Raw genomic sequence first — 13,219 nt, forward strand, 5'->3', positions numbered from 1 at the left:
TTAATAAAAAACACCAGTTCATATAGCCAAAATGGGCATCTCATGCGATAATGAAGATATATATATTTGTGTTCGAGGAGATGCTCATGGAAATAAAAATTGGTACACAATTAGAACTTGAACCAACTTATACAGAGCGTGTTGAAAAATTCCGCTGTAAAGTTGTAGAACAAAAAGACAATATTATTTACATCGATTATCCAACAAATGTTGCTACAAAGAAAACAGCATTTCTAATAGATGGTTCTGAATTTAGAGCATCTTTTCGTACGGATGACAAACAATCATTTGCATTCATTACAGAAGTGACTGGACGTAAAGCTGGCAATATACCAATGATTATGTTGCACTGTCCAAATGCAGAGGACTTTATCAAAATTCAACGTCGTGAATATGTACGTGTAGAAACACCAGTGGATGTAGCGATCCAATTTAAGGATCACAAATATCAGCTAGTAACAGAAGATATTAGCGCAGGTGGTTTGTCAGTTGGCTTAAGAGGGGCATTTGCTTTCCAAGATGGTGATGAGGTTAAGTTAACGATCGTTTTACCGTTTGCTAATGGAGATGTTAAATACGTAATCACGGATGCGACGGTTGTTCGCATATCCGAAAACGATAACAAAAAAATAGCAACTATACAGTTAACAGATACAGATGATGTAGACAAACAGCATATTGTTCGTTTCTGTTTTGAACGTCAGTTAGTCAATCGTCGTAAAGAAACGAATCCTTTTGATGCTTAATTTTTTTCGCTTAAAATGTAGCGAATGCAAAGAACTAAGGTGGGAGCTGAACTGCCCATAAAATCCCCATTGAGTAAGTTTCACTTCTTGCAGTTAAGTTATCCTTCAAATCGATTAGTCGTTTTATTTAAGAAAGCCCTCTGCTAGAAGAGGGCTTTTTTATGATACAATGTGGTGTGATAGAAAGTAGGGAAGAATATGAAGAAAAACATTCAAATTGCGATTGATGGACCTGCTGGCGCTGGTAAAAGTACAATCGCGAAAATTGTTGCAGAGGCACTCGGGTTTACTTATATCGACACTGGAGCAATGTATCGTGCTGTGACGTATAAAGCACTGCAACAAGACATATATTTAGATGATGAAGAAAAATTAGCAGAAATGTTAGCATCTAGCACAATTGAATTAAAACCTTCTCCTCAAGGACAGCTTGTCTTTTTGGACGAGAAGAATGTGTCGGCAGAAATTCGATCAAATGAAGTAACTTCATCTGTTTCACAAGTATCGGCTCATGCTAAAGTGCGTGAACTATTAGTAGCACAGCAACAAAAGCTTGCGGCTAATGGTTGTGTTGTTATGGATGGGCGCGATATTGCTACGCATGTGTTAAAGAATGCAGAACTAAAAATCTTTATGTCTGCAACGGTAGAAGAGAGAGCAAGACGTCGTTTTATTGACAATCAAAAGCGCGGAATTGAATCTTCCATTGAAAAACTTCAAGAAGATATTGCTCTACGCGATAAAATGGATAGTGAGCGTGAAGCATCACCACTAATTCAAGCAGCAGATGCCATATTTTTAGATACGACAGCCTTGTCAATTGATGATGCAGCACAGGCCATTTTAAAATTAGCGCAAGAAAAAATGAAGTAAATCCAAAAATTTCAGACATTTTTTGAATTTAAAGGATTTATTTTTGTCTTTGTCTTCAAAATCGAATAAAATAGTAAGGGAAGATGCGAAGGAGGGTTACATATGTCTGAAGAAATGAACTATGCAGAACAAACATTTAACGAAGGTGATATCGTCAAAGGGATTGCAGAGCAGGTTGATGAAAAAGCAGTAACTGTTTCAATTCCAGGTGCACCATTTGACGGTATTATACCAATAAGTGAATTATCAAGCTTACACATTGAAAAAGCGTCTGACATAATCTCTGTTGGAGATGAGTTGGAGTTGGTGATTACAAAGGTTGAAGAAGGAAACTATGTATTATCAAAACGTAAAGTAGACGCATTAAAAGCATGGGATACACTTGAGCAACAATTCAACGCTGAGGAAGTTTTCGAGGCGGAAGTAAAAGATATTGTTAAAGGTGGACTTGTCGTCGATTTAGGAGTACGTGGCTTCGTTCCAGCATCCCTTGTAGAAGATTACTTTGTTGATGATTTTGAGGGCTATAAAGGCAGATCTCTTAGCTTTAAAATTGTTGAGCTTGATAAAGAAAAAAATCGCTTAATTTTATCACATCGTGCTGTAGTGGAAGCGGAAAAAGCTTCTCAAAAGAAAAATGTCATTACCCAAATTAAAACTGGCGATGTGTTAGACGGTAAAGTACAACGTATCGCATCATTTGGTGCATTCATCGACCTTGGTGGTATTGATGGCCTTGTGCATATTTCACAAGTGTCTCATGAGCATGTGAGTCAAGTGAGCGAGGTTTTATCAGAAGGGCAAGAAGTGACGGTTAAAGTCCTTTCTGTAGATCCTGAAAATGAGCGCATTTCGTTATCTATTAAGGACACGATTCCTGGTCCTTGGTCGAACATCGAAGAGCGTGCTGCTAAAGGTACAGTATTAGATGGAAAAGTAAAACGTCTTACTTCATTCGGAGCATTTGTGGAAGTTTTCCCAGGTGTTGAAGGTTTAGTGCATATTTCTCAAATCGCGCATAAGCATATTAACACGCCACACGAAGCTTTAAAAGAAGGACAAGAAGTACAGGTGAAAGTGCTTGATGTAAATGCTGAAGATGGCCGCTTAGCATTAAGTATTAAGGATTTACTTGAAAATCCTGATGCCGAGGAAGTAATCGACTATAAATTACCAGAAGAAAACACAGGCTTCTCTTTCGGTGATGTTATTGGCGATAAACTAAAAAACTTTAAATAAACTTGACAAGCGAGGATACAGTTTGTGTCCTTGCTTTTTTTTTATGGAGGCAACGAGTAGAAGAGGGAAATGACGAAAAAATTTAAAAAGAGATGGATAGAACAGTACATAGCGCGCACTATTATGGATATGATATGATATAATGGCATTTTTCGTGTATAATAGCGAAAGACAAGAAGTTGGAAGGATGAAGTACAGATGACGAAACCAGTAGTAGCCATCGTAGGTCGTCCGAACGTAGGTAAGTCGACGATTTTTAATCGTATCGTTGGAGAACGTGTATCGATTGTGGAAGATATTCCAGGGGTAACACGCGACCGTATTTATAGTTCGGCAGAGTGGTTAACACATGACTTTAATATTATTGATACAGGTGGTATCGAGATTGGGGACGAGCCGTTCTTAGAGCAGATTCGTCAACAAGCAGAAATCGCCATTGATGAAGCAGACGTTATTATTTTTATGACAAACGGACGTGAAGGTGTAACAGCTGCAGACGAGCAAGTAGCAAAAATTTTATACAAAACAAAAAAACCAGTCGTTTTAGCAGTGAATAAAATTGACAACCCAGACATGCGCGAAATGATCTATGACTTCTATGCGCTTGGCTTTGGTGAGCCTTGGCCTATTTCAGGCTCTCACGGCTTAGGTTTAGGGGATTTATTAGATGAATGTGCAAAACACTTCCCAAAAGAAGATGAAGAGCAATATGGAGACGAGGTCATTAAATTCTCGTTAATTGGTCGTCCTAATGTTGGGAAATCTTCATTAGTCAATGCATTTTTAGGCCAAGATCGCGTTATTGTTAGTAACATCGCTGGTACTACTCGAGATGCTATTGACACACCTTACGCGTATGATGGCCAAGAATATGTCATTATTGATACTGCAGGTATGAGAAAAAAAGGGAAAGTGTACGAAACAACAGAGAAATACTCTGTATTGCGTGCGCTACGTGCAATTGAACGCTCTGATGTTGTTTTAGTCGTTCTAAATGCAGAAGAAGGCATTCAAGAGCAAGATAAAAAAATTGCAGGCTATGCACACGAAGCTGGGAAAGCTGTTATCATTGTTGTGAATAAGTGGGATGCGATTGAAAAAGACGAGAAAACAATGAACGTCTTTACTCAACAAATTCGTGAACATTTCTTATTCTTAGATTATGCGCCAATTATTTTTGTATCGGCTAATACTAAACAGCGTGTACATCAAATTTTACCGATTATACAGCGTGTAAGTGAAAACCATGCAATGCGTATTCAATCATCTATTCTTAATGAAGTGATTGAGGATGCTGTGGCGCGTAACCCAGCGCCAGCTGATAAAGGCCGCCGCCTTCGTATTTACTATGCAACTCAAGTTGCGATACAACCACCGACGTTCGTGGTATTTGTCAATGAACCAGAATTAATGCATTTCTCTTACGAACGTTTCTTAGAAAACCGTATTCGAGAAACATTTGATTTTGAAGGAACGCCAATTCGATTAATTTCCCGTGCTCGTGCTTAGGAAAAATATACACATACAGTACGCCGACCCGACATTCATTGTTGGGTGGCGTCTTTTTACAAGAGAGGAAAGTATAAATTTTCTAATGTCTACTTTAAAGTTGCTTGAGTTCAAGTGCATTGTAAGCCTTTCTCTAGTATTTATCGTAGCTAACAAGGAATTATCTTTTCTTAATAAGGGAGGATTTTGAATGGAAAAAGTTTGTGTGTTAGGGGCAGGCTCATGGGGGACAGCACTAGCGATGGTACTTGCAGAAAATGGGCATGATACGCTTTTATGGACTCACCGAACTGATCAGGCTGAAGAAATTAACAACCTGCATACGAACAGGAAGTATTTGCCGGAAACGATATTGCCTGCAAATTTGCATGCAACAAGTGATATTGCTGAGGCAGTTGCTCATTCGGAGATAATTGTCGTGGCTGTTCCTACGAAGGCCATTCGTGAAGTGTGTGAAAAAATGACAGCAGCACTTGATAAAAAAGTATTGTTTGTTCATGTTTCGAAGGGGATTGAGCCTGATTCGTTAAAACGAATTTCAGAAATTTTAATAGAAAGTCTCCCGGCTGAATTTGTAGAAGAAGTTGTTGTACTTTCAGGCCCAAGTCATGCAGAAGAAGTTGTTCTGCATCATCCTACAACAGTGACAGTGGCTTGTGCTAATATTGAAGCTGCTGAAAAGGTTCAGGATTTATTTATGAATCAATTTTTCCGTGTCTATACAAATGAGGATGTGGTCGGTGTAGAAATAGGTGGTGCGTTGAAAAACGTCATCGCATTAGCTGCCGGTATTACAGATGGTTTAAATTATGGAGATAATGCCAAAGCTGCACTCATTACTAGAGGATTGGCTGAAATTACACGCCTTGGTGTCAAAATGGGAGGAAATCCATTTACATTCGCAGGGCTCACTGGTATGGGAGATTTGATTGTAACGTGTACAAGCGTGCACTCGCGTAATTGGCGCGCAGGTAATTTACTGGGGCAAGGCATGAAATTACCAGAGGTACTCGACCAAATGGGCATGGTCGTTGAGGGCGTTCGCACAACTAAAGCTGCCTATCAACTAGCAGAGAAATATGACGTTGCTATGCCAATATCAACGGAGCTCTATAGTGTTTTATTTAATGATATAGAACCGAAAGTAGCAGTTGACGCATTAATGATGCGTATGAAAAAGCGAGAAATTGATGACATGATGCACTAATAATATAAATTTAATTAGTTTTGTCATAAAATGGACATATATAAGGTGTCTCAGAGAGTAACTGAGACACCTTATTGTGCGCTTTTAGCTGAATAATCTATACCGTTAAAAAGGTTGTCCGTTTGATGATAGTTACTGGACAACTATTTCTTTTTAGCGAAAGCACATAGTATAATATACTTTCAGGCGTGTTGATTAGGAAAAAATAGGTTTATTATTGAGCGATAAAAGGTTTTTTTTGTTGCTATTTTGCTAATATATTCTCGTTTTTAACTGATTGTAGTGTAGGGCTACTCGACTCCCGCGGGAAAGCGAGACAGACGAGACCCTGAGGCCAACACGATGTTGGTCACGAAGGCATTGTCACAGAACGTGACGCACTTAGTCTTCGTTCCACTAGCGGAGGAAGCGACTCGACGCTCGCCCGCAGGAAACCTTGCTCTGCTTTAATTCGGGTGGATAAAAATGGTTAATCAACACACCTAATATATTTTGATTGTTTTCTGACATAGAAGAAAGGTGGTTGTCTTGAATGGGTCCGTTAGCACATTTGCCTGCGCTTGATGTAATGTGGGTATCATTTTATTGTATCGGTTTTATGATTATATCAGTCGGTTTAATTTATTTAGGTCGTAATAAGGTTTCCAACGTTTTTTTACGTACAATCGTAAATTTATCTGCATACATACTGTTTGGGCTTGGCACATTTTTAATGGTACTAATTGTTGCCACATGGCCAGCATAAAAAATAATGAGGTGGAAGTGACATGAAAAAACTAAGTGCTTTTCTTTTGGTAATAGCATCAGCAGTACTTTTAGTTGGTTGCGTATATCCAGAAGATGAAAAAAAGGCAAAATTAGTGCCTGATGTTGACCAATTAGCAGCGGTTCAGCGTGCTGTTGACGAATACCGTGAGGCAACTGGTGGATTAGTTCCGATTAAAAATAGTGAGCTAGATACTGATATATATATAAAATATTTAATTGATTTTGATAAACTAGTGCCTAAATATCTTGCACAAATTCCTGGGAATGCCTATGAAAAAGGTGGTATTTTCCAGTATATTATTTGGGATCCTGAGAATGAAGCTAAAGTAAAATTGGTAGATTTAAATGCTGCAGAACGTATTCGTGAAATTAATATTCGTAAAATGTCTACCCAATATTTACCGATAAAGGATGCAACTTCAGATAATGTATATCAAATTAACTTTGAAGAATTGGGATATAAAGAAGACGTAACCGTGAAAAGTCCCTATTCTGGTGCCGAATTGCCAATGTTTATGACAGGTGATGGCGAAATACATGTTGACTATTCAATCGATTTAGGTCAACTACTAAAAAAAGACAAGCCTGATGTAAAGCCTGGAGATGACATTCGTCAGCTACTTGTCGATAAATATCCAGTAGTACCCGCATATTCTGTACCCTATACAGTAGATGAAAATGGTGAGCCAGTTTACTTTATGGATGCTTATAATAGTGATGCAAAAAAAGCTCGAGAAAAGGCTATAGAACAAGCTGAAAAAGAGGCAGAAGCCCAATCTAAAAAAGAATAAATCGATAAGCCCCTTACATTATTGTGAGGGGCTTTTCATATTTATCTACCAGCTCGCATATAGTGAAAAAGCGTAGATAAAGGAGGCAGAAACCTTGAGTGAAGCAGTATTTAGAGAAATTGCAGAGCGCACAAATGGCGATGTTTATATTGGTGTTGTCGGTCCAGTACGTGTAGGTAAATCAACATTTGTAAAAAAGGTTATGGAATCGGTCGTGTTACCGAATATTGTGGATGAAACAGAAAGAATGCGCGCACAAGACGAGATGCCACAAAGCTCGCCGGGGCCAGTCATAATGACTGCTGAGCCGAAGTTTGTGCCTGCTCAAGCAACACGTATTGCGGTCGGTGAAGATGAAATGACGTTCCAAATTCGTTTAGCAGATTGTGTTGGTTATGTCATTGAAGGTACAAAGGGATATGAGGATGAAAATGGGCCGAAATATGTGCATACACCTTGGCACACTGAGCCTATTCCATTTCAGGAAGCGGCGAAAATAGGAACAGATAAAGTTATTCGTGACCATGCTAATATTGGAATTGTTGTCACAACGGATGGTACGGTGAATGGTATAAGTCGTCGTGCAGCAGAGAAGGCCGAAGAGGAAATTGTTGAACAACTAGCGGACATAGGAAAACCTTTCGTTATTGTGTTGAATTGCCAAATGCCGGCAAGGGAAGAAACGGTACAGCTTCGAAATGAGCTATTTGAGCGCTATAATGTCCCAGTGATTGCTACTTCAATTGATCAAATGCGCACATCTGATATTCAGTATATTTTGCAAGAAGCGTTATTTGAATTTCCAATCCGAACAATTGAGGTTGAGAAACCAGATTGGTTAGATGTTTTAGATGCAACACATCCATTGAATGTAGCACTAATTGATTCGATGGAAGAAGTATTATCATCTGTTATGAAAATTCGAGATGTGCAACAGGCGTCAGATGCCTTTAAAGCCATCGATTTTATTGACCAAAGCGAAGTGGTACATGTAGATGCTGGAGTTGGTACCGCGGTCATTCGAGTGTCATTACAAGGTGAGCTTTATAAGTCGGTTTGCAATGAATGGCTAGAAGAACCAATAGAGACGAAGCGGGATTGGCTACTCTTTATTAAAGAGGCAGCAGAAGCAAAAGAGGCGCAAAAACGCTTTAAAACTGCCATTCATGAAGCGGATTCGACTGGCTATGGCGTAACATTGCCGATGATGCAGGAATTTGAACCAACAGCCCCAGAGCTTATTAAGCAAAATAATTTTTTTGGTGTGCGTATGAAAGCGAAGGCACCATCTTATCATATCATTCGAGTAGATATGGAATCAGAATTTGCGCCATTAATAGGCTCAGAATTCCATAGTCAACAATTACTTAAAGATTTAAATCATGCTTATTTACATGATCGTGAAGCTTTATGGAGTACACAGCTTTTTGGAACGCCATTGCATGAAGTGTTAAAAGAAGGAATTCGCTATAAAATGGATGCTGTCCCATCTACAGCCAAAAAACGCATGCGTCAAACAATTGAACGAATGGTGAACGAGGGTGATAGAGGATTAGTAACATTTATTTTATAGTGTTGAAAATTAAAAAAAAGAGCAAAAAATTGGTGCAGGTCTTTTCGTTTTTATGCGAAAAGTCCTGTTATTTTTATTTTTTGGGTGAAAAACTTATTTTTTGGTTATAATCATGAATGAATACAGTTGCGTAGCGGTTTTCTATGTGTTACTCTTTTTACAGAATTGATTCATGACCCTTTGAGAGGAGGTGAATGGTGTGAATAAAACAGAATTAGTAAACTCTGTTGCTGAAGCTGCAGGTCTTTCTAAAAAAGACGCTTCTAAAGCAGTTGAAGCTGTATTTGATACAATTCAAGATGCTCTTGCAAAGGGTGACAAAGTACAATTAATTGGTTTTGGTAACTTTGAAGTACGTGAACGTGCGGCTCGTAAAGGTCGTAACCCACAAACTGGTAAAGAAATCGAAATCGCTGCTAGCAAGGTACCTGCTTTCAAACCAGGTAAAGCGCTTAAAGATGCTGTAAAATAATACACGTCTAGTAGTTACATAGAGCAGTCTTCATGTAAATAACATGAAGACTGCTCTTTTTAACGTCACGCTGAAAAAGTATGCATAATAAGTTTTAGTACATAAAAAGATGCAAGAATTAATTTTATAAGAGATGTTCGGTCGTGAATTGAGTATTATAGTTATCATATGCACAATTATAAAATGTGCCCCTAGCTAGAAGTCATTTAGTGGCTATTTTGCTCATATAGCGTTGAATTTCTTTTGAATCAAGTAAGTCGTTTTGCGCTTACCTATTGGATATGCTACGATGCATAAAGAAATGTGTAATGTATAGATACGCAGGAGGTTTTTTCGGATGTCAAATATTGATTTATTGAAAATAGAGGAAGCAGTCAAAATGATTTTAGAAGCGGTAGGTGAAGATGTAAATCGTGAAGGTTTACTCGATACACCGAAACGTGTTGCAAAAATGTATGCGGAAATGTTTAGTGGCTTACATGAAGACGCAAAAGATTATTTTAAAACAGTGTTTCATGAAGATCATGAGGAGTTAGTACTTGTAAAGGATATTCCGTTTTATTCAATGTGTGAGCATCATCTAGTTCCTTTTTACGGAAAAGCTCATGTAGCATACATACCAAACGACGGCATTGTTGCAGGACTAAGTAAATTAGGACGTGCAGTAGAAACCATTGCTCGTCGTCCGCAATTACAAGAACGTATTACTTCTTCAGTGGCAGATACAATTATGGAAATGCTCACTCCTAAAGGTGTCTATGTAGTGATTGAAGCAGAACATATGTGTATGACTATGCGAGGACTTAAGAAGCCAGGATCTAAAACTGTGACATCTGTTGCACGCGGCATTTACGAAGAAGACGAAGTGAAACGTAGAGAAGTATTATCATTTATTCAAATGTCTTAAATTGCAAGTGTAATTATGTTATGATGGACTAAGAATTTGTCGGATTTAAGGAGCGTACAGACAATGGCACAAGATTATATTGTTATTCAAGCAGAGGAAGATGGCGTGCACGTAATCGGTTTAACACGAGGTACAGATACAAAGTTTCATCACTCTGAAAAATTAGACGCGGGCGAAGTTATGATTGCTCAATTTACTGAACACACATCCGCCATGAAAATTCGCGGAAAAGCGCAGATTCATACGGCTCATGGTGTCATTAATAGCGAGGCTAAAAAGTAATAGAGAATAATCTATTTGAAGTACTTTGTGAAAGTTATGATGACACATATTAAACGAATAGATGTGTAAAACTAGTAATGTCTTTGATTCGATTTTTAGGCAGTGGGATTTAAGATAATTTTTAATATATTTTAACAGGTGTTTAAACATTTGCTGAAATAGAGGAACTCTGGCGAAGAAATTCACATCATCGAATCAATTATGCCTAGGCATAATTGATTGGTGAAGCTCTACTGCCTATCATGTTGAATGCAGCAAAAATTTTTTATTCCGAATCGTCGCGTATGCTATAATGACTCAGTAAGCAAGCGTTAGGTTATGAATGCGACTAACGTATTTGAAAGTGAAATGGAGTAAGGTCTATGAATGCAACATACATTCAAAATTCAATTGCACAGTTAAAAACAGAGATTTTCATGGATGTTCGTCATAGAACTTTGCAAAAATATACAGGGGTACCTGTGCTCGATGAAAATCAATTATTTTACTTGTTAGTTCCCTTTTTGAATGGTGAAGAGTGGCAACAAGAGCAAAGAGAAGCTGCTATCACTGTTGGGATTGTGTACGCAGCCTTAGCGACGCACGATCATATAAAAGAATTTGATGCCACATCAAAAGAACAGCAGCTAACCGTTTTAGCTGGTGACTTTTATAGTGGCCGTTATTATGAAATATTAGCGATGTCAGGAAATGTCGCATTGATTCGAAGTTTGTCGCAAGGGATTGTGGCACGTTGTGAACACCAAATTAAAGTATATGAGACAGAAAAACGTACAATCGAACAATGGTTTGACTCAATAAGTAATATTGAATCAGGATTAATCTCAAAATTTTTTGAGCTCTATTCGTTTAGTGAATATATTCCAATTATGGAGAAGAGTTTATTAATCTTGCGTTTAGAGAGAGAATGGGCGACATATCGACGTGGGCAAGTAACTTCAATGAGTAGGGCCCTTGAAGAAAGTGCGAGATATGCTGGATTGACATATAACGACGTCATCCAGAACAAAATTGTGCAATTAAAAACAGAGCTGTTACAGGTGATAGAAAATGCATCGTTTTTACAAAGTGATGTAAAACAGGCTCTACAAGCACGTGTAGAGGCATCCATTGCTTCTACTAATGGATAAGAGAGGTTTTTCAAAATGGCTAAAACGAAAGAAGAGCACGTGCACGAAGTATTTGAAAGTATTTCGGAAAACTATGACAAAATGAATGGTGTAATCAGTTTCCAGATGCATGTTGGCTGGCGCAATGATACGATGAAGCATATGGCAGTAAAACCTGGAGCGAAGGCACTAGATGTTTGCTGTGGTACGGCAGATTGGACAATTGCCTTAGCTGAGGCTGTGGGTGAAGGCGGAGAAGTTAAGGGGCTAGACTTTAGTCAAAACATGTTAAAGGTTGGCGAGCAAAAGGTAAAGCCTTATCCACAGATTGAACTAATACATGGAAATGCTATGGAATTACCTTTTCCAGACAATACATTTGATTATGTAACGATTGGTTTTGGTCTTCGTAATGTACCAGATTATTTACAAGTACTGAAGGAAATGCATCGTGTTGTAAAACCAGGTGGAATAGTTGTTTGTTTAGAAACTTCGCAATCTGAAATTCCGGGCTATCGACAATTATTCCGTTTTTATTTTAAATATATAATGCCGATATTTGGTAAAATATTTGCGAAAAGCTATAAAGAATATTCTTGGCTACAGGAATCAGCAAATGATTTCCCAGGTATGAAGAAGTTAGCGGCATTGTTTGAGCAGGCAGGTTTAGAAAAAGTAACGTACAAAGCATACAGTGGCGGTGCTGCGGCAATGCATATAGGCTTTAAAAAGGTACGTTAATGGGGGAAGGTTTTCACACGTGGAAAAGATGAAGTTGAAACTACTCTATTCCGATTTGAAATCAGATATCGATATTATTGAAAAAGAGTTAGAAAAAGCGGTGAACTCTTCTTCAGATTTGATCAATGATGCTTCTCTCCATTTATTGCAAGCTGGTGGTAAACGGATACGACCAATTTTTGTGTTGCTTGGCGCGAAATTTGGCGAATATGATATCGATAAGATGAAAGATGTAGCTGTGCCTGTAGAGCTTATTCATATGGCGTCACTAGTGCATGATGATGTAATTGATGATTCCAATATGCGAAGAGGACGCCCGACTGTCAAATCACAATGGAATAATAGAGTAGCGATGTACACGGGCGATTTTATTTTTGCACGTGCACTTGAATATATTACAAAGCTTGAAGACCCATTAGTTCATCAAATTTTAGCACGTACAATGGTGGAAATTTGTAACGGTGAAGTCATTCAAATCGAAGATAAGTTTAGATTAGATCAAGGTTTAAAGGATTATTTTAGAAGAATCAAACGAAAAACGGCATTGCTGATTTCTTCTAGTTGTGAGCTTGGTGCTGTAGCTGCAGGTGTTGATGCCAAAACAGTGAGACATTTGAAACGCTTCGGCTACTTTGTTGGCATGAGCTTCCAAATTATCGATGATGTTTTAGATATTATGGCGACTGATAAAGAATTAGGAAAGCCAGCAGGCAGCGATTTATTGCAGGGCAATATTACATTACCGATTCTTTTATTAAAAGATGATCCAGAGATGCAACCTTATTTAGTAAAAGTATTTGCAGGGACATTGACCGAGACAGAACGTCAAAAAATGTTGCGGTATGTGCGTAAATCTGACGCGATTGAACAAGCTAATAAAATGAGTGATAAATATTTGAAAAAGGCATTACAGGAAATAGATGCATTACCAAAACATCCTGTTAAGAAAAAATTGCGTGATGTCGCCTTATTTATGGGCAAGCGTAAATTCTAGCTTTTTGT

14 protein-coding genes are annotated in these 13,219 nt (G+C 38.2%); all 14 read left to right on the forward strand.

Annotated elements, in window-relative coordinates; translation table 11 throughout:
- The first annotated feature begins 86 nt into the window (after positions 1-86).
- The 14 genes from AB9L17_RS07325 to hepT all read left to right on the forward strand — a co-directional run bounded on the left by AB9L17_RS07325 (position 87) and on the right by hepT (position 13,211).
- Positions 87-746 (forward strand): flagellar brake protein, encoded by a 660-nt coding sequence (locus AB9L17_RS07325; protein ID WP_375200303.1) that lies wholly within the window; start codon positions 87-89, stop codon positions 744-746.
- Positions 747-944: 198 nt separating this feature from the next.
- The gene (cmk, locus tag AB9L17_RS07330; protein WP_375200304.1) at positions 945-1,619 is read left to right on the forward strand and encodes a (d)CMP kinase; all 675 of its coding nucleotides are present in this window, start codon (positions 945-947) and stop codon (positions 1,617-1,619) included.
- 102 nt (positions 1,620-1,721) lie between these two features.
- On the forward strand, positions 1,722-2,858 hold the full coding sequence (gene rpsA / locus AB9L17_RS07335) for a 30S ribosomal protein S1 (protein ID WP_068982866.1): 1,137 nt from the start codon (positions 1,722-1,724) through the stop codon (positions 2,856-2,858).
- Between the two features lie 198 nt (positions 2,859-3,056).
- Positions 3,057-4,367, forward strand: a complete 1,311-nt coding sequence (gene der / locus AB9L17_RS07340; protein ID WP_068982865.1) for a ribosome biogenesis GTPase Der — start codon at positions 3,057-3,059, stop codon at positions 4,365-4,367.
- Positions 4,368-4,557: 190 nt separating this feature from the next.
- Positions 4,558-5,574, forward strand: coding sequence for an NAD(P)H-dependent glycerol-3-phosphate dehydrogenase (locus AB9L17_RS07345; protein WP_068982864.1), 1,017 nt, complete (start codon positions 4,558-4,560; stop codon positions 5,572-5,574).
- Between the two features lie 532 nt (positions 5,575-6,106).
- Entirely contained in the window at positions 6,107-6,319 is a 213-nt protein-coding gene (locus tag AB9L17_RS07350; RefSeq protein WP_083226873.1) for a DUF2768 domain-containing protein, read from the forward strand.
- A 22-nt stretch (positions 6,320-6,341) separates the two neighbouring features.
- On the forward strand, positions 6,342-7,133 hold the full coding sequence (locus tag AB9L17_RS07355; RefSeq protein ID WP_068982863.1) for a hypothetical protein: 792 nt from the start codon (positions 6,342-6,344) through the stop codon (positions 7,131-7,133).
- 94 nt (positions 7,134-7,227) lie between these two features.
- On the forward strand, positions 7,228-8,706 hold the full coding sequence (gene spoIVA / locus AB9L17_RS07360; RefSeq protein ID WP_068982862.1) for a stage IV sporulation protein A: 1,479 nt from the start codon (positions 7,228-7,230) through the stop codon (positions 8,704-8,706).
- A gap of 199 nt (positions 8,707-8,905) precedes the next feature.
- The gene (locus AB9L17_RS07365) at positions 8,906-9,178 is read left to right on the forward strand and encodes an HU family DNA-binding protein (protein ID WP_004232618.1); all 273 of its coding nucleotides are present in this window, start codon (positions 8,906-8,908) and stop codon (positions 9,176-9,178) included.
- 337 nt (positions 9,179-9,515) lie between these two features.
- The gene (gene folE / locus AB9L17_RS07370) at positions 9,516-10,085 is read left to right on the forward strand and encodes a GTP cyclohydrolase I FolE (RefSeq protein ID WP_068982861.1); all 570 of its coding nucleotides are present in this window, start codon (positions 9,516-9,518) and stop codon (positions 10,083-10,085) included.
- Between the two features lie 63 nt (positions 10,086-10,148).
- The gene (gene mtrB / locus AB9L17_RS07375; protein ID WP_049666799.1) at positions 10,149-10,367 is read left to right on the forward strand and encodes a trp RNA-binding attenuation protein MtrB; all 219 of its coding nucleotides are present in this window, start codon (positions 10,149-10,151) and stop codon (positions 10,365-10,367) included.
- Positions 10,368-10,729: 362 nt separating this feature from the next.
- Positions 10,730-11,497: a heptaprenyl diphosphate synthase component 1 gene (locus AB9L17_RS07380; protein WP_068982860.1), complete on the forward strand. Its 768-nt coding sequence runs from the start codon at positions 10,730-10,732 to the stop codon at positions 11,495-11,497.
- Between the two features lie 15 nt (positions 11,498-11,512).
- On the forward strand, positions 11,513-12,217 hold the full coding sequence (locus AB9L17_RS07385) for a demethylmenaquinone methyltransferase (RefSeq protein WP_068982859.1): 705 nt from the start codon (positions 11,513-11,515) through the stop codon (positions 12,215-12,217).
- A gap of 19 nt (positions 12,218-12,236) precedes the next feature.
- Positions 12,237-13,211: a heptaprenyl diphosphate synthase component II gene (gene hepT, locus AB9L17_RS07390; protein ID WP_068982858.1), complete on the forward strand. Its 975-nt coding sequence runs from the start codon at positions 12,237-12,239 to the stop codon at positions 13,209-13,211.
- The last annotated feature ends 8 nt before the right edge of the window (positions 13,212-13,219 follow it).

Origin of the sequence: Lysinibacillus sp. RS11, from assembly GCF_042019215.1 — a bacterium.
Lineage (GTDB): Bacteria > Bacillota > Bacilli > Bacillales_A > Planococcaceae > Lysinibacillus > Lysinibacillus xylanilyticus_A.

Excerpts from the sequence above, each read along its gene's own strand:
- AB9L17_RS07355 (WP_068982863.1), top strand. The coding sequence starts at position 6,342 with ATGAAAAAACTAAGTGCTTTTCTTTTGGTAATAGCATCAGCAGTACTT.
- AB9L17_RS07380 (WP_068982860.1), top strand. The coding sequence starts at position 10,730 with ATGAATGCAACATACATTCAAAATTCAATTGCACAGTTAAAAACAGAG.
- AB9L17_RS07350 (WP_083226873.1), top strand. The coding sequence starts at position 6,107 with ATGGGTCCGTTAGCACATTTGCCTGCGCTTGATGTAATGTGGGTATCA.
- AB9L17_RS07345 (WP_068982864.1), top strand. The coding sequence starts at position 4,558 with ATGGAAAAAGTTTGTGTGTTAGGGGCAGGCTCATGGGGGACAGCACTA.
- mtrB (WP_049666799.1), top strand. The coding sequence starts at position 10,149 with ATGGCACAAGATTATATTGTTATTCAAGCAGAGGAAGATGGCGTGCAC.
- AB9L17_RS07325 (WP_375200303.1), top strand. The coding sequence starts at position 87 with ATGGAAATAAAAATTGGTACACAATTAGAACTTGAACCAACTTATACA.
- cmk (WP_375200304.1), top strand. The coding sequence starts at position 945 with ATGAAGAAAAACATTCAAATTGCGATTGATGGACCTGCTGGCGCTGGT.
- AB9L17_RS07385 (WP_068982859.1), top strand. The coding sequence starts at position 11,513 with ATGGCTAAAACGAAAGAAGAGCACGTGCACGAAGTATTTGAAAGTATT.
- folE (WP_068982861.1), top strand. The coding sequence starts at position 9,516 with ATGTCAAATATTGATTTATTGAAAATAGAGGAAGCAGTCAAAATGATT.
- der (WP_068982865.1), top strand. The coding sequence starts at position 3,057 with ATGACGAAACCAGTAGTAGCCATCGTAGGTCGTCCGAACGTAGGTAAG.
- rpsA (WP_068982866.1), top strand. The coding sequence starts at position 1,722 with ATGTCTGAAGAAATGAACTATGCAGAACAAACATTTAACGAAGGTGAT.